At 65.4% G+C, this 19,185-nt stretch carries 18 protein-coding genes; 4 read left to right on the forward strand and 14 right to left on the reverse strand.

What is annotated here, in order from left to right:
• Positions 1-24: 24 nt before the first annotated feature.
• From ABWP92_RS02995 to ABWP92_RS03015, 5 genes are all read right to left on the reverse strand, one after another.
• Positions 25-1,041, reverse strand: a complete 1,017-nt coding sequence (locus tag ABWP92_RS02995) for a GGDEF domain-containing protein (protein WP_353233892.1) — start codon at positions 1,039-1,041, stop codon at positions 25-27.
• Between the two features lie 54 nt (positions 1,042-1,095).
• Positions 1,096-1,908 (reverse strand): tRNA (guanosine(46)-N7)-methyltransferase TrmB, encoded by an 813-nt coding sequence (trmB, locus tag ABWP92_RS03000; protein ID WP_502907437.1) that lies wholly within the window; start codon positions 1,906-1,908, stop codon positions 1,096-1,098.
• Entirely contained in the window at positions 1,862-2,824 is a 963-nt protein-coding gene (gene gluQRS, locus ABWP92_RS03005) for a tRNA glutamyl-Q(34) synthetase GluQRS (protein ID WP_353233864.1), read from the reverse strand. Before gluQRS ends, trmB begins: the two co-directional genes overlap by 47 nt.
• 106 nt (positions 2,825-2,930) lie before the next feature.
• Complete coding sequence (locus ABWP92_RS03010) at positions 2,931-4,055, reverse strand: NAD(P)/FAD-dependent oxidoreductase (protein ID WP_353233865.1); 1,125 nt, start codon at positions 4,053-4,055, stop codon at positions 2,931-2,933.
• Between the two features lie 237 nt (positions 4,056-4,292).
• Complete coding sequence (locus ABWP92_RS03015) at positions 4,293-5,237, reverse strand: LysR family transcriptional regulator (RefSeq protein WP_353233866.1); 945 nt, start codon at positions 5,235-5,237, stop codon at positions 4,293-4,295.
• Between the two features lie 133 nt (positions 5,238-5,370).
• On the opposite strand from ABWP92_RS03015, the gene ABWP92_RS03020 reads away from it, so the two are divergent.
• On the forward strand, positions 5,371-6,072 hold the full coding sequence (locus tag ABWP92_RS03020) for a pirin family protein (protein ID WP_353233867.1): 702 nt from the start codon (positions 5,371-5,373) through the stop codon (positions 6,070-6,072).
• 10 nt (positions 6,073-6,082) lie between these two features.
• Here the strand turns inward: ABWP92_RS03020 and ABWP92_RS03025 are convergent, their stop codons facing one another.
• From ABWP92_RS03025 to ABWP92_RS03060, 8 genes are all read right to left on the reverse strand, one after another.
• A complete protein-coding gene (locus ABWP92_RS03025) occupies positions 6,083-6,841 on the reverse strand; it encodes an arginyltransferase (protein WP_353233868.1) in 759 nt (252 codons plus the stop codon).
• On the reverse strand, positions 6,838-7,590 hold the full coding sequence (aat, locus tag ABWP92_RS03030; RefSeq protein WP_353233869.1) for a leucyl/phenylalanyl-tRNA--protein transferase: 753 nt from the start codon (positions 7,588-7,590) through the stop codon (positions 6,838-6,840). The genes ABWP92_RS03025 and aat overlap by 4 nt, the downstream gene beginning before the upstream one ends.
• A gap of 60 nt (positions 7,591-7,650) precedes the next feature.
• Positions 7,651-8,700: a 3-hydroxyisobutyrate dehydrogenase gene (gene mmsB / locus ABWP92_RS03035; RefSeq protein ID WP_353233893.1), complete on the reverse strand. Its 1,050-nt coding sequence runs from the start codon at positions 8,698-8,700 to the stop codon at positions 7,651-7,653.
• On the reverse strand, positions 8,591-9,022 hold the full coding sequence (locus ABWP92_RS03040) for a DUF488 domain-containing protein (RefSeq protein ID WP_353233870.1): 432 nt from the start codon (positions 9,020-9,022) through the stop codon (positions 8,591-8,593). The genes mmsB and ABWP92_RS03040 overlap by 110 nt, the downstream gene beginning before the upstream one ends.
• Positions 9,023-9,088: 66 nt before the next feature.
• Complete coding sequence (locus ABWP92_RS03045; protein WP_353233871.1) at positions 9,089-9,529, reverse strand: TfoX/Sxy family protein; 441 nt, start codon at positions 9,527-9,529, stop codon at positions 9,089-9,091.
• A 22-nt stretch (positions 9,530-9,551) separates the two neighbouring features.
• On the reverse strand, positions 9,552-10,718 hold the full coding sequence (locus tag ABWP92_RS03050; RefSeq protein ID WP_353233872.1) for an acyl-CoA dehydrogenase family protein: 1,167 nt from the start codon (positions 10,716-10,718) through the stop codon (positions 9,552-9,554).
• 38 nt (positions 10,719-10,756) lie between these two features.
• Positions 10,757-11,209 (reverse strand): lysozyme inhibitor LprI family protein, encoded by a 453-nt coding sequence (locus ABWP92_RS03055; protein WP_353233873.1) that lies wholly within the window; start codon positions 11,207-11,209, stop codon positions 10,757-10,759.
• Positions 11,210-11,301: 92 nt separating this feature from the next.
• Entirely contained in the window at positions 11,302-12,825 is a 1,524-nt protein-coding gene (locus ABWP92_RS03060; protein ID WP_353233874.1) for a CoA-acylating methylmalonate-semialdehyde dehydrogenase, read from the reverse strand.
• A 209-nt stretch (positions 12,826-13,034) separates the two neighbouring features.
• Here ABWP92_RS03060 and ABWP92_RS03065 point away from each other — a divergent pair, with 209 nt between their 5' ends.
• The 3 genes from ABWP92_RS03065 (at position 13,035) to mdtD (ending at position 17,197) form a co-directional block, all read left to right on the forward strand.
• Positions 13,035-13,943 (forward strand): LysR family transcriptional regulator, encoded by a 909-nt coding sequence (locus ABWP92_RS03065; RefSeq protein WP_353233875.1) that lies wholly within the window; start codon positions 13,035-13,037, stop codon positions 13,941-13,943.
• Positions 13,944-14,221: 278 nt separating this feature from the next.
• Positions 14,222-15,631 (forward strand): D-serine/D-alanine/glycine transporter, encoded by a 1,410-nt coding sequence (gene cycA / locus ABWP92_RS03070; RefSeq protein ID WP_353233876.1) that lies wholly within the window; start codon positions 14,222-14,224, stop codon positions 15,629-15,631.
• A 129-nt stretch (positions 15,632-15,760) separates the two neighbouring features.
• Positions 15,761-17,197 carry a multidrug transporter subunit MdtD gene (gene mdtD / locus ABWP92_RS03075; protein ID WP_353233877.1) on the forward strand — a complete coding sequence of 479 codons (1,437 nt, stop codon included), beginning with the start codon at positions 15,761-15,763 and terminating at the stop codon, positions 17,195-17,197.
• A gap of 27 nt (positions 17,198-17,224) precedes the next feature.
• Here the strand turns inward: mdtD and ABWP92_RS03080 are convergent, their stop codons facing one another.
• Complete coding sequence (locus ABWP92_RS03080; protein ID WP_353233894.1) at positions 17,225-19,078, reverse strand: ABC transporter ATP-binding protein; 1,854 nt, start codon at positions 19,076-19,078, stop codon at positions 17,225-17,227.
• Positions 19,079-19,185 lie beyond the last annotated feature (107 nt).

A 19,185-nucleotide genomic window follows, 5' to 3' on the forward strand; every position in this document is an offset into this window, starting at 1 on the left:
CGCGAGGAGATCGTGAACACGTTCTCAGAACAGCTCGATCTCGCCGTGGGTGATCTGGCTCTGGACTTCGCCCTGTTGCAGCAGCTCGTCGTAGAAGCGCACCTGATTGCGCCCCCTGGCTTTCGCGTAGTAGAGCGCCTGGTCGGCGCGTCCGAGCACTTCGACCGGCGCGCCGTCGATGGCCGAGGTGAATCCGATGCTGACGGTGATTCCGCCGATCTGCGGGAACATGTGTTCCTGCACCGTGGCGCGAAAACGCTCGAAGGCCTGCGCCGCGTTTCCAAGCGTCGTCGAGCGCAGCAGCACCACGAACTCCTCGCCGCCAAACCGGAATATGCGGTCATGCGCGCGAAACGAGGAGCGCAGCAGATTGGCCACCAGAATGAGCACTTCGTCGCCATAGAGATGGCCGTACACGTCATTGACCTGCTTGAAGTGGTCGATGTCGATGACGGCGAGCCACTGCTGAGGCCAGTCCTGCGCGTTGGGCTCGGGCAGGCCGAATTCCGGGCCGGGCTGGGCGCTGCGCACGAACTGCTCCTCGAACGTCTTTCGGTTCAGCAGGCCCGTCAGCGCATCGCGCTCGCTGTAGTCGAGCAGGTTCTGGTAATTCTGGTAGACCTGAAAAATGCCGGTGATCACGTCGCGCTGGCGGCGCGTGAATGGCGTGGGCTGAATGATCTCCAGGCAGCCATGGGCCTTGTCGTTGATCCACACTGGAAGCCACAGGGCGTGGCTGCCCGCGCTGGAGCGCACGGCGCTGGCGCACCGGTCGCGGATGCAGGCCGCCAGCTCGGGCATGTTCGCCAGCGCGCCGCGTGCGGGATCGGCCACCGCTTCGCATTCGGAGGAAATGATCTGGCCGTGCTGGCTCCAGCTGCGCGGGCGCACCATCACATGCGCGTCGGAGAAAAAGAACTCGAGCGCGCGCACCTCCATGGACCTGCCCAGCTGCAGCAGCGTGGTGAGCACGGAAACCTCCAGCCGCAGATGGTCCCGGTGGCCGGTCATCTCCACAAGATGCTGCAGAATCGGTGGCATCACGGACTGGTCCTGGGCTTCCATGGCTACTCTTGTCTGTTGTCGGGGACGTTTTCAGCGGCGCTTGAAAACGAGATCCCACACACCGTGGCCGAGCTTCAGGCCGCGGTTTTCGAACTTGGTGAGCGGACGGTAGGCGGGCTGCGGAGCATAGGACTCGGCCGTGTTGACCAGCGACGGTTCATTGCCCAGCACCTCCAGGATCTGTTCGGCGTAGGGCTCCCAATCGGTGGCGCAGTGGATATAGCCGCCGGGCTTCAGGCGCGCCGCGAGCTTGGCCACCAGCGGCGCCTGGATCAGCCTGCGTTTGTTGTGGCGCTTCTTGTGCCAGGGGTCGGGAAAGAAGATATGCACACCGTCGAGGCTGCCTTCGGGCAGCATGTTGTCGATGACTTCCACGGCATCGTGCTGCAGGATGCGGATGTTTTCGAGATTCTGTTCACCCACGCGCTTGAGCAGGGCGCCCACTCCGGGCTCATGCACCTCGCAGCACAGGAAGTTGTCTTCGGGCCGCACCGCCGCGATGTGCGCGGTGGCGTCCCCCATGCCAAAGCCGATCTCCAGGATCAACGGCGCGGCGCGGCCGAACGCGGCGGCGGCATCGAACGGGCTGGCCGAATAGCCGAGCACGAAGCGCGGGCCGAGGGTTTCCAGCGCCTTGGCCTGGCCGGTGGTGACGCGACCCGCACGCAGCACGTAGCTCCTGATGGCTTTCGGATGGGCGACGCCGGGCGGCACCACGTCAGTGGTGATGGTTTCGCCGGTTTTCTCAGGCGCGATAGGGTTAATACTAGTCGTCACGGAAATGGATTGTAATTTCTTAATTTGCGGAATGCATCCATGCCTGTACCCAGAAAGCCAGCGCATCCGGCAGATGGCCGCAGCGCAGATGATCGGGAACAGGCAGTCCAAGCACGCCGGCGGCACTGCATAGCGCAGCCAGCGGGCGGGCGATGTCGATGGGCGGCGCGCCGTGCTGCTTCGAGAGCTTTTCACCATCGAGACCCCGAACCAGCGGGGTGTGCAGGTACTGCGGCGTTGGCCAGCCCAGGGCTTTTTGCAGCAGGATTTGGCGGGGCGTATTGTCCGCCAAATCCTCGCCTCGCACGATATGGGTGATCTCCTGATCGGCATCGTCGGTGGTGACGGCCAATTGATAGGCCCAGATTCCGTCGGCCCGCAGCAGTACGAAATCACCCACCGTCGCCACCACGTCCTGGAACTGTTCCCCCAGGCGCCTGTCCGTCCAGCGTACGCCGTCGCGCGTCACGCATGGCGATGCATGGAAGCCTTCTTCCGGCATGGAGTGCTGCAAGCGCGTGGTGTGAAAGCGCCAGGCCCGCGCCTGGCGGCCATTCAGCCCCGCGCGGCAAGTGCCAGGGTACACGTGCTCGCTATGGCGTTCGTGCTGCCGGCCTGATTGCGTGAGGGCCTGCTCGATCTCCCGGCGGGTGCAGGCGCAGGGATAGGCCAGCCCATCGGCCATGAGCCGGTCAAGCACTTGCCGGTAACGCGCAGAGCGTTGCGACTGGTAGAGCGGCGCTTCGTCCGGCAGCAGTTGAAGGGCGCTGAGCTGGCTCAGGATGGCTTGCGCCGACTCCGGCGAGCAGCGGGGCGTGTCGATATCCTCGATGCGCAGCAGCCAGCGCCCGCCGCGCCCCTGCCTGGCTGCCCGGGCGTCAAGCCAGCTCGCCAGAGCCGCCACCAGTGATCCCGCGTGCAGCGGCCCGGTGGGCGAGGGGGCGAAGCGGCCTACATACTTTCCTGCTGACGTGAATGCCATCGATTGAACGGGAGGTTTCCGCTGCCGGGAAAATCCTCCATTCTAGAAGCCTTCACATCAGCAGGCTACTGCGTGACGGATGCGATTCCGAGCCTAGACGCGGCCTCTAGGCAAACGCCTGGCCCGAATGCGCTGCGTCGATGGCGGCAAGCGCCATTTCGAGGCCGGAAACAAAGGCGTCTTCCAGCCGGTGGCCCAGGCACCAGTCGCCGCACAGACCCAATTGCGCGGCGTCGTCCCAGAGCGCGGACTGGCCGAGCGGCATCATGGTGCGCGCATTGCGCCAGCGGCGGATCTCCACGGATGATGGCGTGGCGCGGATGCCGGTCACCTCCGAGAACGCGCGCAGCAGCTTGGCCTGCACGCGGGCGCTGTCGTCGTCCAGATGTTCCTGCGACCATTGGGGGCTGGCCTGCACGGTCCAGCGTTCGACCTGGCTGCGTCCGGGCTTGGAGGATTCGCGCGCGAGCCAGGCGATGCGGTGATGGGTGCTGCGCGCGGCGTTCCACTGCGGCCCCAGCGTCGTGAGGCCGGGGCGCACCGCTTGCGCGAAGCCCAGCATCAGTGTCCAGCAGGGCGCCATCTCGACCTTGGTCAGCGTGTCCTCCCATGCGCCCAGATGCTCGCCCAATATGGCCTTGGCGACGGGGGCGGGCACGGCCAGCAGAACCGTGTCGAAACCGGCGTGGACCTGGGCCGATCCATCCGCGCCCTGGGATCTCAACTGCCATTGCGTGGGCGAGAGCATGTCGCGCTCGATGCCGGCGATGGGTGTATTGGCGAGCAGGCGGCCCGCGCCGGCCAGCGGCGCGGCCCAGGCCCGGACCAGCGCGTCCATGCCGGGGGTTGCGACCCAGTGGCGCTCGCCCGGCGGCGGCGCGGCGGCAACCAGGCGGCCCGCTTCATCGAGCACGCGCACGGTGTTCACGCTCCAGGCCCGGCACAGGCCGGGAACGGTGTCCAGCGCCTTCTGAAAGCGCGGGTCGCGCACCGTGAAGTATTGCGCACCGGAATCAAAGCTGCCGCTGGCCGAATGGACCACCGCCGTGCGGCCCGCTGCGTTGGCGTGTTGCTCGAACACCGTGACATCGTGACCCGCCTGCATCAGCGTGCGCGCGCAGGCAATGCCCGCCATGCCCGCGCCGATCACGGCAAATCGTTTGGGTTTGGACCTGATGGCGCCGAAAGGGCGGCGCTCCGACGCGGAGTTCTTGGAGGAATGTGCTTGCATGACGGGCCCAGTCAAAAAATCATTGTGCAGTCGATGACAACCTGGCCTTCGCTTCTTCGCCCGCCGCGCGGGCGGCATGAAAGACCGAAGGCGGAACTGATTTTCAGCAGTCCTCCACACTCTACACGTCTTGAGGCCGCTTCCCGGGGTGACCGAGTGACGTATTCGTGTTTTTCCGCAGTGCAACGACCGCCCGCGCAGGCGGTGCGCGGTGCGTTCCGCCGTCGCCGCGATCCATCAAAAGTGGTGGTGGTTTTCCAGCAGCGATTGCTGCGTTCTCGCGCTCTTCAACTGCTCCAGCCACCAGGCCAGCGCCTGGCCCGGCGCAGCCTGGATGCCTCGTCCCCAGGCGTAGTTCAGGCGGACCCTGCGCTGCGGACGCTCAAGCTCGCGCATGACCAGGTGGCCCGCCTGCAGGTACGCGCGCACCATGGGTTCGGGAAGGAATCCCACGCCCAGCCCGCGTAATTGCGCCTGGATCTTCGCGCGCATGGAGTCCACCGTCATGACGTCCTGGCCTGGCAGTATGCCCATGGTGATGCTGCCGCGCCGGGCCGAATCGGCCACGGCGATCATGCGGTGGCCGCGCAGCACGGAGTCGCTGATGGGCTCCCGTGCCGTGGCAAGCGGGTGGTGGGGCGCGACCACGAACACGAATTCCAGCGAACCCAGGGGCGCGGTCTGAAGTCCCGCGATGCTGGGCGCGTCCACCGCTACCCCGATGGCGAGATCCGCCTGGCCGGAGGTCAGCGCCTCCAGCGTGCCGCTCAGGATGCCTTCGGTGAATTTCAGGCGCGTCGGCGGCGTCGGCTTGATGCTGTAGAAGGACTCGGCCAGTTCCAGCAGGGTTTGCGTGGAGATCACCTGATCGGCGCTCAGCGTCAATTGCGGTTCCCAGCCGGTCGCCACGCGCCGCACGTGGTTGGCGATCGCGTCCACGTCCTCCAGCAGGCGCGCGCCTTCGCGCAGCAGTTCCGAGCCGGCCGCCGTGGGATGGGCCTGGCGTGCGCTGCGGTCGAACAGCAGCACGTCCAGCGCGTCCTCGATCTGCCGCACCCGATAGGTCAGGGCGCTGGGCACCAGGTCGAGCTGCCTTGCGGCCGCCGCAAAGCTGCCCGTGTCCGCAATCAATTGCAGCATGGCAAGGTTCTCGGGAGATAGAACATCGCGAGCGTTTTGCATGATGAGTCGATTTTATTTCAAATTATTTGAATGATGCATTCAGAGGCATTGCGACTGCGGCGCAGCGCCTCCATCTACCATTCAGTCGTCGGGCCACGGCCCGCCATCCACAACATCTGACAAGGAGCTCCACATGCTGACAATCCGTCCTTCCAATGAACGCGGCCTGGCCGACCATGGCTGGCTCAAGTCCCGCCACAGTTTTTCGTTTGCCGACTACTACGACCCCCGTCACATGGGCTGGGGCAATCTGCGCGTGATCAACGAAGACCGCATCGCTCCCGGCACGGGATTCGGCACCCACGGCCACCGTGACATGGAGATCATCAGCTATGTGCTTTCGGGCAACCTCGCGCACAAAGACAGCATGGGCAACGTCAAGGGCATTCCGCCCGGCGACGTGCAGCGCATGAGCGCGGGTACCGGCGTGCGGCATAGCGAGTTCAACCATGCGGAGGGTGAGACGACGCATTTTCTGCAGATCTGGATCGAGCCCAACGAGACCGGCATTGCGCCGAGTTACGAGCAGATCACCGTGCCCGAGGACCACAAGCGCGGCCATCTGCGCCTCGTGGCCTCTCCCGCAGCCGAGCAGGGGGCCGTGAAAATCCACGCGGATGCGCGTCTGTACGCGGGCCTGTTCGATGGTGATGAGCATGCGGAACTGAAGATCGACCCGCGGCGCAAAGCCTATGTTCACCTGATCCGCGGGGCGCTCAAGGTGAACGGCACGCAGCTCAACGAAGGCGATGCGGCGATGATCAAGGACGAGGCGGATGTCAGGCTCTCGGACGGCAAGGATGCCGAAGTGCTGGTGTTTGACCTGGAGCCTTGACGGCTTCGGCTCAGGAGGAGTGCGGCGGCTCGGGCCGGCTTCTCCTCCACTCTCCCTGGATCAGCAGTTCATGGGGAAGGAACCGGGCCTTGTAGTTCATCTTCGGGCTCTGCTCTATCCAGTAGCCCAGGTACACATGCGGCAGGCCCAGCGAGAGGGCCTGCTGGATCTGCCACTGCACGTTGTAGGTGCCGTAGCTGGTCTTCTCCTCTGGCTCGTAGAAGGTATAGACGGCGGAGATCCCGTCGTCGAGCACGTCCAGGATGGACACCATCTTGAGCGCGCCGGGACTGCCGTCCTCCAGGGGTTCGCGGAACTCGACCAGCCGTGAATTGACCCGGCTTTGCAGCAGGAACTGGGTATACTGGTCGATGCTGTCGTGATCCATTCCGCCGCCCGCATGGCGCGCGTTCTGGTAGCGAAGGTAGAGCTGGTAGTGCTCCGGCATGAAGCACAGCCTGAGCACGCGGGCCTGCAGGTGGGCATGCCGCGCGAAGGCCCGGCGCTGGCTGCGGTCGGGCTTGAATTCGTTGACCAGCACCCGCAGCGGCGTGCAGGCCTGGCAGCCGTCGCAGTAGGGGCGATAGGTGAACATGCCGCTGCGCCGGAATCCATGCGCAACCAGATCCGAATAGACGCTGTTCTGGATGAGGTGGCTGGGCGTGGCGACCTGCGAACGGGCCAGCCGTCCGGGCAGGTAGCTGCACGAATACGGCGCCGTGGCATAGAACTGCAATGACTGCAGCGGCAGGTCGTTTAACTGGGTCACGCGGAGGAAATCGGTGGCAGCAATGTGTCCCAGTATACGGGCTTGAAGCTCCAATCGAGCTCTTCCTTGATGCGAGCCTCTTGCACCACCGCGAGAAAATCTTCACGGGAAATCTCGCGTGCTCCCAGCGATGCGAGATGCGCGGTGTTCTGCTGGCAGTCGATGATGGACACGCCCTGCGCCCGGCACAATGCGACCAGGGCCGCCAGCGCGACCTTGGAGGCATCCGTCGCGTGCGCGAACATCGACTCGCCAAAAACCGCGCGGCCCATGCCGATGCAGTACAGGCCGCCAACCAGTTGACCATTCACCCAGGTCTCGATGCTGTGCGCGGTGCCGGCCTCATGCAGTCTTTCGTAGGCGTCGACCATGGCGGGGACGATCCAGGTTCCACTCTGCCCGGAGCGCGCGATCTGCGAGCAATTGCGGATGACCGCGCCGAAGTGGCTGTCGATGCGCACCTCGCATGAAGGGAGCAGGCGGAATTTCTGGAGGGTCCTGCGCAGCGAGCGGTGCAGCCTGAATTCATCCACGTGCAGCACCATGCGCGGATCGGGGCTCCACCAGAGGTTGGGCTGCCCCTGGCTGAACCACGGAAAGATGCCGTTGGCGTACGCCGCCTTCAGGCGCCAGACGTCCAGCGTGGCGCCCGCGGCGAGCAGGCCCGGGGCAGGGGAGTCCGCGCCCCAGGCGTGCGAGACGGACGGGAAGGGCTCTTCGGGGTCGAGCCAGATCAGCGATGGGGTCATGGGAGGCAGCATATTTCAGTGCATATCCTAGTGCCTGTTCACATGACCCGCGCTCCCGTGTCAGGGCGACGGCGCCTGCAGCATCTTGATGATGCTGGAGAAATCCTCCGGCCCGTGGCCTGCGATGCTGTGCGCGGCGTAGATCGCGCGCGCCATGCCGCCCAGCGGCGTGCTGGCCTTCACGGTCATCGCGCTTTCCTGTGACAGGCCCAGGTCCTTGAGCATCAGGTCGGTGCCGAATCCGCCCGTATAGCCGCGCGTGGCGGCGGAGTTTTCCTGCACGCCGGGGAAGGGGTTGTAGACCTCGAGCGCCCAGTTGCCGCCGGAGCTGCGGCGCATGATCTCGGAGAGAACCTTGGGGTCCAGGCCGTTCGCCACGCCCAGGGCAATGGCTTCGCTGGTGCCGATCATGAGAATGCCGAGCAGCATGTTGTTGCAGATCTTGGCGGTCTGGCCCGCGCCGACTTCGCCCGCGTGGAAGATGTTCTTGCCCATCTTTTCGAGCAGAGGCCGGGCGCGCTCCAGGTCGGCCTGGCCGCCACCGACCATGAAGGTCAGCGTGCCAGCGGTCGCGCCGCCCGTGCCGCCGGAGACCGGAGCGTCGATGAAGCCGATGCCGGCGGCCTGCGCGGCCCTGGCGACTTTCTGGCTGGTGGCGGCGGCGATGGTGGATGAGTCGATGATCAGCGCGCCCTTGGCGATGAGCGAGAGCAGTCCCGGCTTGCCGTCCCTGCCCAGGTACAGGCCTTCGACGTGCTGGCTCGCGGGCAGCATGCTCACGACCACTTCGGCGCCTTTGACCGCGTCTTCGGCGGATGCGGCGATCGTCGCGCCCTCGGCCTTCACACGCTCGCAGGCGTCCTTGGAGAGGTCGAAGGCGCTCACGCCGTGGCCTGCCTTCTGCAGGTTGATTGCCATGGGCGCGCCCATGTTGCCGAGGCCGATGAATGCGATTTGCATGTGTGTCTCCTGATGGTGGAAGTGGTTGGAAAAGGTGTCTTCAGTCTTTGGCGCCGCTGGCCAGGAGGGCGCCGCGCTCCTTGAGCAGCGATCGCAGGATGCTGCGGTGGCAGCGGCTTTCGTCTTCGCAGTAGCAGCCCATGGAAAAATCCGCTGTGTGCGACAGCGCGGCCAGCAGGTCCAGCGTGCGGCTCTCGGGGTGCTGCGCGAGCTGCTTGCGGAACTGCCTGTCGAACCGAGCCCAGAGCCTGCTCGCTTCGTCGGTGCGGCCTTCGTGCTGCAACCGGTGGGATTCGAGCGCCTGCTTCATCAGTTCGGGCTCCGGGGAAAGCTCGGGATACCATACGTCGTAGTAGTCGCGGCTGGCGAATTCGGCCTTGGGAACGCCGCGAGGCGGACGCCGCACGGTGCCGATCCGCAGGCCTTCGTCCCTGGCGCGCGGGGTTCCGAGTTGAACTATGCGAACTGACATGTGTTGATCCTTGCGCTTGGCTGGGCTGCCGCCGCGTTGGTTGCGTTTGAACTGCTCCGAATTCCGTCAGGGGTCGCTGTCGAAAATGCCGTGGCGCTTGCCGGGTCCGGCTGGGGTTCTTGCCGCTTTCCCGCCCTTGGCCCCAAGGCCTTTCGCGCGCCTTGGCGATGCCCTGGCGCTCGGGTTGTACGCAAGCGCCGCGGCAATCCATGCTTCCCATTGCGCGCGCGTGGCGTATGCGCAGGACTCTACGCGGAAGTAGCCCTGCATTCCCCCGCGTGCGTCAAGCTCGCGCACGCCGGGCAACTCGGCCACGCGGCCGTGGTCCGCAGGCGCCAGCCGGACCAGAAGCTCCTGATCCTTGACGCCGATGCATAGCTTGCCGTCGACGAAAAAGCAGAACCAGCCGAACAGAGGGCGCTCCTCGACGTCATCGCGATGCGCCAGCGCGCCGCGCACCGCCGCGATGAGCCGCAGGGTTTCGTCGGGGAGCGCACGCGCCGGCATGGTGAAGCGCCTCGCTGCGGGGTCAGCGGATCGCGTCCGGCGCGTCGCCTTCGAGCATGCGCCGCGCAATGATCACCCGCATGATTTCGTTGGTGCCTTCCAGTATCTGGTGCACGCGCGCGTCGCGCATCAGGCGTTCGAGCGGGTATTCGCGGATGTAGCCATAACCGCCGTGCAACTGGAGCGCCTCGTTGCAGACCATGAAGCCCGCATCGGTCGCGAAGCGCTTGGCCATGGCGCAATAGGTGGAGGCATCGCGCGCGCCGGCATCGAGCTTGCTGGCCGCCAGGCGCACCATCTGGCGCGCGGCGACGAGCTCGGTGGCCATGTCGGCCAGCTTGAACTGCAGCGCCTGGAAGCTCGCGATGGCCTTGCCGAACTGCTTGCGCTCGTGCATGTAGCCCTGCGCCTGGGCAAGGGCGCCCTGCGCCGCGCCCACCGAGCAGGTGGCGATGTTGATGCGGCCGCCGTCCAGGCCCTTCATCGCGATCTTGAAGCCTTCGCCCTCGCGCCCGAGCAGGTTGTGAGCGGGAATGCGCACGTTGTCGAAGCTGATCACGCGCGTGGGCTGGCTGTTCCAGCCCATTTTTTCTTCCTTCTTGCCGTAGCTGATGCCTTCGGCATCGGCCGGCACGGCAAAGGCGCTGATGCCGGATGCGCCCGATTGCGCGTCCCCGGTGCGGGCCATGAGCACCAGAACATCGGTCGAGCCCGCGCCGCTGATGAAAGCCTTGCTGCCGTTGATGACGTATTCGTTTCCGGTCAGCTCCGCGCGGGTCTTGATGGAGGCCGCGTCGGAGCCCGCGCCGGGCTCGGTCAGGCAGTAGCTGGCGAGCTTGCGGCCGCTGGTCAGCTGCTCGCCCCACTCGCCGCGCACCGGATCCGTGGCCCAGGTGCCCAGCATCCACGTGGCCATGTTGTGGATCGTGATGAATGCCGTGGTGGAGGGGTCGACCGCCGCCAGCTCCTCGAACACAAACGTGGCATCCAGCCGCGGCAGCGCGAGGCCGCCCGCGTTCTCTGGGGCATAGAGCCCGCAAAAGCCCAGCTCGCCCGCCTTGGCCATGGCTTCGCGTGGAAAGATGCCTTCGGCGTCCCAGCGTGCCGCGTTCGGTGCGAACTCGGCCTGTGCGAACGCGCGTGCGCTGTCGGCAAAGGCGCGCTGGTCTTCGGTCAGTTCAAAGTCCATGGCGGAAATCTCCTCGGTGTTCTCTTGTTCTCTGTTGGTTATTGCCGCTCGTGCGTTGACTGCGGCGGCAGACTGGCCTCGGGCGGCGGTGGCGCGCCGTTGTGCAGCCATTGCGAGAGCGCGCCACGGCGGGCTTGCGTCACGCTGACCATGCAGGCGTGGTAGGCGCGGCTCCAGTCCGGGCGGCCTTCGCTTGCGCGGGTCTGGCGGTTGCAGTAGTCGCGGCGCGTGCGGTGCCAGTTGTTCTGGTCCTGCCGGAGCTGCGGCCGCTCATGCGCGGACAATGCCGTCATCACGTCGCCGTAGTAGATGTTCAGGGCCGTGTCCGCCTGCTGGTACTTCTGGACGGCGCAGGCATCGATCTGGGCCGCCGTCCCGTTTTCCACGCAGCTTGCGCCGGCCTGCGCCCACGCGCTGGACGCCGTCTGCAGGCACAGCGCGAGCGGCAGGGCCGCACGGCCGATGACGGAAAGATTCAATTTGGCAAACATGCGCCCGATTTCACCACGCCATGGAACGTCCTGGGCAACAAAGCCCGCGCGCGACCAACCGCGCGGCGCACGGGCCTTGATGCCATCCAGGCTTACTTGAGGCTGATGGTGGTGTTGACGCCGTGGCTGGTGGTCGAGTCGTCGAACCAGCGCGCGGTGACGGTCTTGGTCTGTGTGTAGAACAGCACCACCTGCTTGCCGTAGGGGCCCAGGTCGCCCAGCTTGGAAGCGCGGCTGCCGGTGAAGGAGAACAGCGGGACAGGCACGGGAATCGGCACGTTGATGCCGACCTGGCCGACGTCGATGTCTTCCTGGAACTTGCGCGCCGCCGCGCCCGACTGCGTGAAGATCGCGGTGCCGTTGCCGTTGGGGTTGGCGTTGATGAACTCGATTGCCTGGTCGATACTGTCCGCAGCCACGATGCACAGCACGGGGCCGAAGATTTCCTGCTCGTAGACGCTCATGCCCGGCTTGACGCCGGAGAAGATCGTCGGGCCGACGAAGTTGCCTTTCTCGAAGCCGGGCACGCCCGGCTTGCGGCCGTCGAGCTCCAGCTTCGCGCCATCGGCGACACCGCGTTCGATCAGGCCTTCCACGCGCGAGAGCGCGGCGCAGGAGACCAGCGGTCCCACATCCGTGCCCTTGTCGGTGCCGGCGGAGACCTTGAGCGTCTTTGCCTTTTCGACCAGTTCGGGAATCCACTTCTGCGCATCGCCCACCAGGACGGCGACCGAGAGCGCCATGCAGCGCTGGCCCGCCGCGCCGAATGCCGCGCCAGCCAGCGCGTTGAGCGTCTGGTCCTTGTTGGCGTCGGGCATGACGATGGCGTGGTTCTTGGCGCCCATCATGCACTGTACGCGCTTGCCGTTGAGGCTGGCGCGGTTGTAGACGTGGGTGCCGACCTTGGTCGAGCCCACGAAGCTGATCGCCTTGATGTCGGGATGGTCGCAGATGGCGTTCACCGCGTCTTCGCCGCCGTGGACCACGTTCAGCACGCCCGCGGGAACGCCCGCTTGCAGCGCCAGCTCGCACAGGCGCATGGTCACCATCGGGTCCTGCTCGGACGGCTTGAGCACGAAGGTGTTGCCGGTGGCGATCGCCATGGGGAACATCCACAGCGGAATCATCGCCGGGAAGTTGAATGGCGTGATGCCGGCGCAGACGCCCAGCGGCTGCATGATCGAATAGGTGTCCACGCCGTTGGCCACGTTGTTGGCCAGCTCGCCGAGCTGCAGCGTGCCGATGTTGGCGGCATGCTCGACCACTTCGAGGCCGCGGAATACGTCGCCCTCGGCGTCGGGCAGGGTCTTGCCTTGCTCCGCGGTCAGCAGCGCGGCCAGCTCGCCCATGTTTTCGCGGATCAGCTGCTGCAGCTTCAGGAAGATGCGGGCGCGCGCGCCGATGGGAGTTTTCTTCCAGGTCTTGAAGGCTTCCTTGGCGCTGGCGACCGCTTCGTCGATTTCCTGCGGCGTGGCGAACGGCACGCGGGCCAGCACCTGCTGCGTGGCGGGATTCACCACGTCGCGCCATTGGGTGGTCTTGGACTCGACGAACTTGCCGCCGATCAGCAGCTTCACGGAAGGGGCCAGCACTTGGGCATTGGCGGGTGCGTTCATGGTTGTGTCTCCTTGGAATCCGGTTGGGTGAAATGGGACTTCCGTTATCGTAATTGTGCAAATTTGTTGAATCAAGAGACAATGATGCAGTTCGGCTTTGCAAATTTGCACAGCACAACTCCGTATCCATGTACGTGATCGCGCCTGGGGCACGGGGTTGGCCGCCCGGCAAGGCCGTCGCCGTTTTCGTCATCGAGGGGGTGGCTGGTATGGATTGGGACAACTTGCGCTATTTTCTGGAGCTGGCGCGGGCAGGAACGCTGCTGGGCGCGGCGAGGCGCACGGGCGTGGAGCACACCACCGTGGCGCGGCGTATCCAGGCGCTGGAAAAGCAGATGGGCGCGCCGCTGTTCGTGCGGGAGGCGTCAGGGCACAGGCTGACGGAGGCGGGGCGCCAACTGCTTCCCGCCGTCGAGGCCATGGAGACGGCAGTGCTGGGCGCGGAAAGCGCGGCTCCCGCCAATGCCTCGGCGGGCGGCCTGTCCGGGCTGGTGCGCGTGGGTGCGACGGAAGGATTCGGCACGCAGATTCTCGCGCCGCATCTGGCGCAGTTCACGCTTTCACACCCGGGCCTGTCCATCGATCTGCTTGCGCTGCCGCGCCTGCTGCATCTCTCGCGCCGCGAGGCGGATATCGTCATCTCGCTGGAGCGGCCCACGCGCGGCTCGGTCATCGTCTCCAAGCTGGCCAACTACACGCTCTGCCTCTATGGCCAGCGTGAATACCTGGCAAGGCGGCCGCTGGTGGCGCGGCGCGAGGATCTGCGGCACCACGCTTTCGTGAACTACGTGGATGACCTGTTGTTCACCAAGGAGCTGCAGTTCATCGATCAGCTCCACGCGCCGGAACGCTTCGCCTTCAGGAGCACCAGCATCTCGGCGCAGTACGAGGCCGTGCGCATCGGCGCGGGGCTGGGCGTGCTGCCCGCGTTCATGGCCGACCGCGACCCGGTGCTCAGCCGGGTGCTGCCGAACGAAGCGATGTTCACGCGGACCTTCTGGATGAGCATGCCGCAGGAAGCCAGGCAGCTCGCCCGCATCCAGGCGGTCTGGAACCTGCTCAAGGAGATCGCGCACAAGGAGGCGGGGCTGCTGCGTCCGGCGGGTCCAGGGCGGTAGCTCCGGCCAGGTGGCTGCTCATGGCTCGCCATGCCATGCGCCGGTGTTTCGCGCAAGCATCTTGCGACTGAGCGGTTTAAAATATAGGAAACTTTTGATAATTCTCTTGCCTGAACAATTTCAGGCAAGGATGCTCAGGGCTTTGGCTGCACCATTCATGGGCTCTCCTCCGGCAAGGCATCCGCCATGGGCGGCCTGCCGGTGTGACGGGCAATGAAGCAGCCGGGCGCATCCAGCGTGCGCCCGTTCTTTCTCCCACCATCCACGGAGTTGAGCAGATGACTCATCTGACAGCGTCAGAGAGCCAGGATGCGGCCAACGGTCATGACGACCTGCAGCGCAACCTGACGAACCGCCATATTCAATTGATCGCCATCGGCGGCGCCATCGGCACGGGGCTGTTCATGGGCTCGGGCAAGACGATCAGCCTGGCCGGGCCGTCCATCGTGTTCGTATACACGATCATCGGCGTGATGCTGTTCTTCGTGATGCGGGCGATGGGCGAGCTGCTGCTGTCCAACCTCAACTATCGCTCGTTCATCGATTTTTCCGCCGACCTGCTCGGCCCCTGGGCGGGTTTCTTCACCGGCTGGACCTACTGGTTTTGCTGGATCATCACCGGCATTGCCGACGTGATCGCCATCTCGTCCTACGCTCAGTTCTGGTTTCCGGACATTCCGCAATGGGCGCCGGCGGTGCTATGCGTCGCGTTGCTGCTGTCGCTGAACCTGCTCACGGTGAAGCTGTTCGGCGAGATCGAGTTCTGGTTCGCGATGATCAAGATCGTCGCCATCGTCACACTGGTCGGCACCGGCATCTACATGGTCGGAACGGCTTTCACGTCCCCCTCGGGACGCGTGGCGAGCCTGTCCAATCTGTGGAATGACGGCGGCATGTTTCCGCACGGGATGATGGGCTTCTTCGCGGGTTTCCAGATCGCGGTGTTCGCCTTCGTGGGGATCGAGCTGGTGGGCACGACGGCCGCCGAGGCCAAGGATCCCGAAAAGACCTTGCCGCGCGCCATCAACTCGATCCCGATCCGCATCATCGTGTTCTATGTGTGCGCGCTGATCGCCATCATGGCCGTCACGCCCTGGCGCGACGTGGTGCCGGGCAAGAGCCCGTTCGTGGAACTGTTCATGCTGGCGGGGTTTCCCGCCGCCGCCGGGATCATCAATTTCGTGGTGCTGACCTCGGCGGCGTCCTCGGCCAACAGTGGCGTCTTCTCGACCAGCCGCATGTTGTTCGGATTGGCGATGAAGGGGGACGCGCCGCGTTCGTTCGGCGTGCTCTCGCGCGCCAGCGTGCCCGCGCGCGGGCTGCTGTTCTCCTGCGCCTGCCTGCTTGGCGGGGCGTTCCTGATGTGGGTGATCCCCGATCTGGTGCAGGCATTCACGCTGGTGACGACGATTTCGGCGATTCTCTTCATGTTCGTCTGGTCGCTGATCCTGCTGTCCTATATCCAGTACCGCCGCAAGCGCGCCGAGCTGCACCGCGCGTCGCGCTACCGCATGCCGGGCGGCGTGTTCATGTGCGCGGCCTGCCTTGCCTTCTTCGCCTTCATCCTGGTGCTGCTGACGCTGGAGGCGGACACCCGCTCGGCGCTTTTGGCGACGCCTGTCTGGTTCGTGATTCTCGGCATTTCCTACCTGTGGATGGGCCGCGCGCGGTTCGCCCGGTCGCTCTGATCCCCCCGATTCACGTCCCGTGAATCCCGCCCGGATGGAATGACGGGACAAGCGGCGGATCTCCTGCGCGCGGGCGGCGGCGGTGGCACACTGAAAACCCCTTTCCCGGCCATCGCCATTTTCAGACCCATGTCCGAGCCCTTGCCCAACGCCACCCAGCTATCGCCCGTCCGCAACAAACTGCTCTGGCTGGTTTCGCTGGGCTTTTTCATGCAGACGCTGGATGGCACCATCGTCAATACCGCGCTGCCCGCCATGGCGCGCGACATGGGCGAGAGTCCGCTGCACATGCATTCGGTCATCGTCGCGTATTCGCTGGCCATGGCCGTGCTGATTCCGGCGTCCGGATGGCTTGCCGACCGTTTTGGAACGCGCCGGGTGTTCATGTCGGCGATTGCGCTGTTCGTGCTGGGTTCCGTGCTGTGCGCCTTGTCGCCGCGCCTGGATTTCCTGGTGGCCTCGCGCGTGGTGCAGGGACTGGGTGGAGCGCTGCTGCTGCCCGTGGGCCGGCTGGCCGTGCTGCGCGCATTTCCGCGCGAGCAGTTCATCCGCGCGATCAGCTTCGTCGCCATTCCGGGCCTGGTCGGCCCGCTGATCGGGCCGACGCTGGGCGGCTGGATGGTGGAGTTCGCTTCCTGGCACTGGATCTTCTGGGTCAACGTGCCCGTGGGCCTGATCGGCCTGGCCGCGGCAAGCAGATACATGCCAACGGGCGAGCAGATGCCGGCGCGCGGCTTCGACCTGGCGGGCTATGTGATGCTGGCTGCCGGAATGGCGCTGGTTTCGCTGGCTGTGGAGAGCATGGCGCGCGGCGGCGTGCGCAGCGCCTCCGCGCTCATCATGATGGTGTTCGGCCTGGCCTGCCTTTGTGGATACTGGCTGCACGCGCTCAAGAAGACGGAGCCGCTTTTCGCGCCCGAACTGTTCTCCGTGCGCACATTGCGCGTGGGCCTGCTGGGCAATCTGTTCTCGCGACTGGGAAGCTCGGCCATGCCGTTCATGACGCCGCTGGTGCTGCAGGTCAGCCTGGGATATTCGCCGATGAACGCGGGCATGATGATGCTGCCCACCGTGATCGGCAGCATGCTCACCAAGCCGCTGGTCACGCGAGTGATCCACCGGCTCGGCTATCGTCAGGTGCTGGTGACCAACACGTGGGTGCTGGCGCTGCTGATCGCCAGTTTCTCGTTCATCGCGCCCGGCATCCCCGTGCCGCTGCTGATTGCCCAACTGGGCATCTTCGGCGCGGTCAACTCGCTGCAATTTTCGGCCATGAACACCGTCACGCTCAAGGATCTGATGCCCGACTTCGCCAGCAGCGGCAACAGCCTGCTGTCCATGGTGCAGATGCTGGCCATGGGCATGGGCGTTGCCGCCGCCGGGGCGGTGCTGGCGGCGTTCCAGGCGAATTTCGACGCGGCCTCGCCAGGCGCGACGCTCTGGGCGTTCCGCGCCACCTTCATCGTTATGGGTTTGCTGACGCTTGCTGCGACGCTGCTTTTCATGCAGCTGCCGGCCAGGGAACTGCCCAGGATGAGCACCGCGGGGCCGGAGCAGCACAACTGAAGCCGGGCCGGCAACCGGCTGGCGGGATCAACTGGCGATCATGCTCTCGCTCGATGATTCGCCCAGGAAGCCGCCGCTTTGGTGGGCCCAGAGCTTGGCATAGATGCCGCCGCGCGCGAGCAGTTCCTGATGCGTGCCCTGCTCGACGATCCGGCCCTGGTCCATGACGATCAGCCGATCCATCGCGGCGATGGTCGAGAGCCGGTGGGCGATGGCGATCACCGTCTTGCCGTGCATGAGCTTGTCGAGGCTTTGCTGGATGGCGGCCTCCACCTCGCTGTCGAGCGCGCTGGTGGCCTCGTCGAGCAGCAGGATCGGTGCGTCCTTGAGCATCACGCGGGCAATGGCCACGCGTTGGCGCTGGCCTCCGGAGAGCTTCACGCCGCGCTCGCCCACCTGCGCGTCATAGCCGCTGCGGCCCTTCAGGTCGTTCAGGTTGCCGATGAATTCAGCGGCCTCCGCGCGCTCGGCGGCGGCGCGCATCTCTTCCTCGGTGGCGTCGGGGCGCCCATAGAGGATGTTGTCGCGCATGGAGCGGTGCAGCAGCGAAGTGTCCTGCGTCACCATGCCGATGGCGCTTCGCAGGCTGTCCTGCGTGACCTGGCGTATGTCCTGGCCGTCGATGGTGATGCGGCCTTCCTGCACTTCGTGAAAGCGCAAAAGCAGGTTCACCAGCGTGGACTTGCCCGCGCCCGAGCGTCCGATCAGGCCGATCCGCTCGCCGGGGCGGATGTTCAGGTCCAGATGGTCGATCACGCGCTTGCCGCCGTCCTTGTAGCCAAAGCTGATGTTCTCGAAATGGATGCCGCCGCGGGTGACGGCGAGCGGCCTGGCATCGGGGGCATCGACGATGGTGCGCGGCCTGGTCAGCGTCAGGATGCCGTCCTGGATCGTGCCGATGTTCTCGAACAGACCCGTCATCTGCCACATCACCCAGTGGGAATAGCCCGAGATGCGCAGCGCCATGGCGATCACCGCCGCCACCACGCCCGTGCCGACCTGTCCGTGGGTCCACAGGTACAGGGCAAAGCCCGAGCTGCCCAGGATCAGCAGCGTGATCATGGCGTGGTTGGCCAGCTCGAACCGGCTCACCAGGCGCATCTGGTCGTAGCCGGTCTTCTTGAACGCCTCCATCGCGTTGCGCGCGTACTCGGCCTCGCGGCGCGTGTGGGCGAACAGCTTGACCGTGGCGATGTTGGTGTAGGCGTCCGTGACGCGGCCCGTCATCAGCGAGCGCGCGTCGGCCTGATCCTTTCCGATTTTCCCCAGGCGCGGCACGAAGTAGAAGCAGGCGGCGGCGTAGCCGCAAAGCCAGATTCCGAACGGGATCATCATGCGCCAGTCGAAGCTTGCCGACAGGAGCAGGATACTCACGAAATACACGCCGACGCCCACCAGCACGTCGACCACGATGAACACCACTTCGCGCACCGCCAGGGCGGTCTGCATGATCTTGGTGGTGATGCGGCCGGCAAATTCGTCGGCGTAGAACGACATGCTCTGGCCGAGCATCAGCCGGTGGAAGATCCAGCGCATGCGCATGGGAAAGTTGATCGCCAGCACCTGGTGCATCACCATGGTGTGCAGGCCCAGGAGCACGATGCTGGACAGCAGGATGCCGGCGATGGCGGTCAGGCTGCCATGGCGCGCCTGCCAGAGCCCGGCGGCTGGAGCGGCGGAAAGCCAGTCCACCACCCGGCTCATGACCGAGAACAGGAAGGCCTCATAGACCGACAGCAGCGCCGAAGTGATGGTCAGCAGCGCGATCCAGCCGCGCATGCCTTGCGTGCAGACCCAGAGGAACGAGATGAACCCCTTGGGCGGCAAGGCGGGTTCGTGTGCGGGGTAAGGCGGAATGCGCCGCTCGAAAAAATTGAAAATCACGGATGGAGGACTCCTGTCCCGATGTTATCGGTCCGCCAGCGTGCGCGCCTGCGGGAATTTATATTATTCTTCCAAGAGAATATATTGAAAGCCATTGTGCGTGG

Origin of the sequence: Diaphorobacter ruginosibacter, from assembly GCF_040396215.1 — a bacterium.
Taxonomy (GTDB): Bacteria; Pseudomonadota; Gammaproteobacteria; order Burkholderiales; family Burkholderiaceae_C; genus Diaphorobacter_A; species Diaphorobacter_A ruginosibacter_A.

Excerpts from the sequence above, each read along its gene's own strand:
- aat (WP_353233869.1), bottom strand. The coding sequence starts at position 7,590 with ATGACCCCATCGCTGATCTGGCTCGACCCCGAAGAGCCCTTCCCGTCC.
- ABWP92_RS03010 (WP_353233865.1), bottom strand. The coding sequence starts at position 4,055 with ATGCAAGCACATTCCTCCAAGAACTCCGCGTCGGAGCGCCGCCCTTTC.
- ABWP92_RS03050 (WP_353233872.1), bottom strand. The coding sequence starts at position 10,718 with ATGGACTTTGAACTGACCGAAGACCAGCGCGCCTTTGCCGACAGCGCA.
- ABWP92_RS03040 (WP_353233870.1), bottom strand. The coding sequence starts at position 9,022 with ATGTCAGTTCGCATAGTTCAACTCGGAACCCCGCGCGCCAGGGACGAA.
- ABWP92_RS03060 (WP_353233874.1), bottom strand. The coding sequence starts at position 12,825 with ATGAACGCACCCGCCAATGCCCAAGTGCTGGCCCCTTCCGTGAAGCTG.
- ABWP92_RS03020 (WP_353233867.1), top strand. The coding sequence starts at position 5,371 with ATGCTGACAATCCGTCCTTCCAATGAACGCGGCCTGGCCGACCATGGC.
- ABWP92_RS03045 (WP_353233871.1), bottom strand. The coding sequence starts at position 9,529 with ATGCCGGCGCGTGCGCTCCCCGACGAAACCCTGCGGCTCATCGCGGCG.
- trmB (WP_502907437.1), bottom strand. The coding sequence starts at position 1,908 with ATGCGCTGGCTTTCTGGGTACAGGCATGGATGCATTCCGCAAATTAAG.
- ABWP92_RS03055 (WP_353233873.1), bottom strand. The coding sequence starts at position 11,209 with ATGTTTGCCAAATTGAATCTTTCCGTCATCGGCCGTGCGGCCCTGCCG.
- ABWP92_RS02995 (WP_353233892.1), bottom strand. The coding sequence starts at position 1,041 with ATGCCACCGATTCTGCAGCATCTTGTGGAGATGACCGGCCACCGGGAC.
- ABWP92_RS03065 (WP_353233875.1), top strand. The coding sequence starts at position 13,035 with ATGGATTGGGACAACTTGCGCTATTTTCTGGAGCTGGCGCGGGCAGGA.
- mdtD (WP_353233877.1), top strand. The coding sequence starts at position 15,761 with ATGTCCGAGCCCTTGCCCAACGCCACCCAGCTATCGCCCGTCCGCAAC.
- gluQRS (WP_353233864.1), bottom strand. The coding sequence starts at position 2,824 with ATGGCATTCACGTCAGCAGGAAAGTATGTAGGCCGCTTCGCCCCCTCG.
- ABWP92_RS03015 (WP_353233866.1), bottom strand. The coding sequence starts at position 5,237 with ATGCAAAACGCTCGCGATGTTCTATCTCCCGAGAACCTTGCCATGCTG.
- cycA (WP_353233876.1), top strand. The coding sequence starts at position 14,222 with ATGACTCATCTGACAGCGTCAGAGAGCCAGGATGCGGCCAACGGTCAT.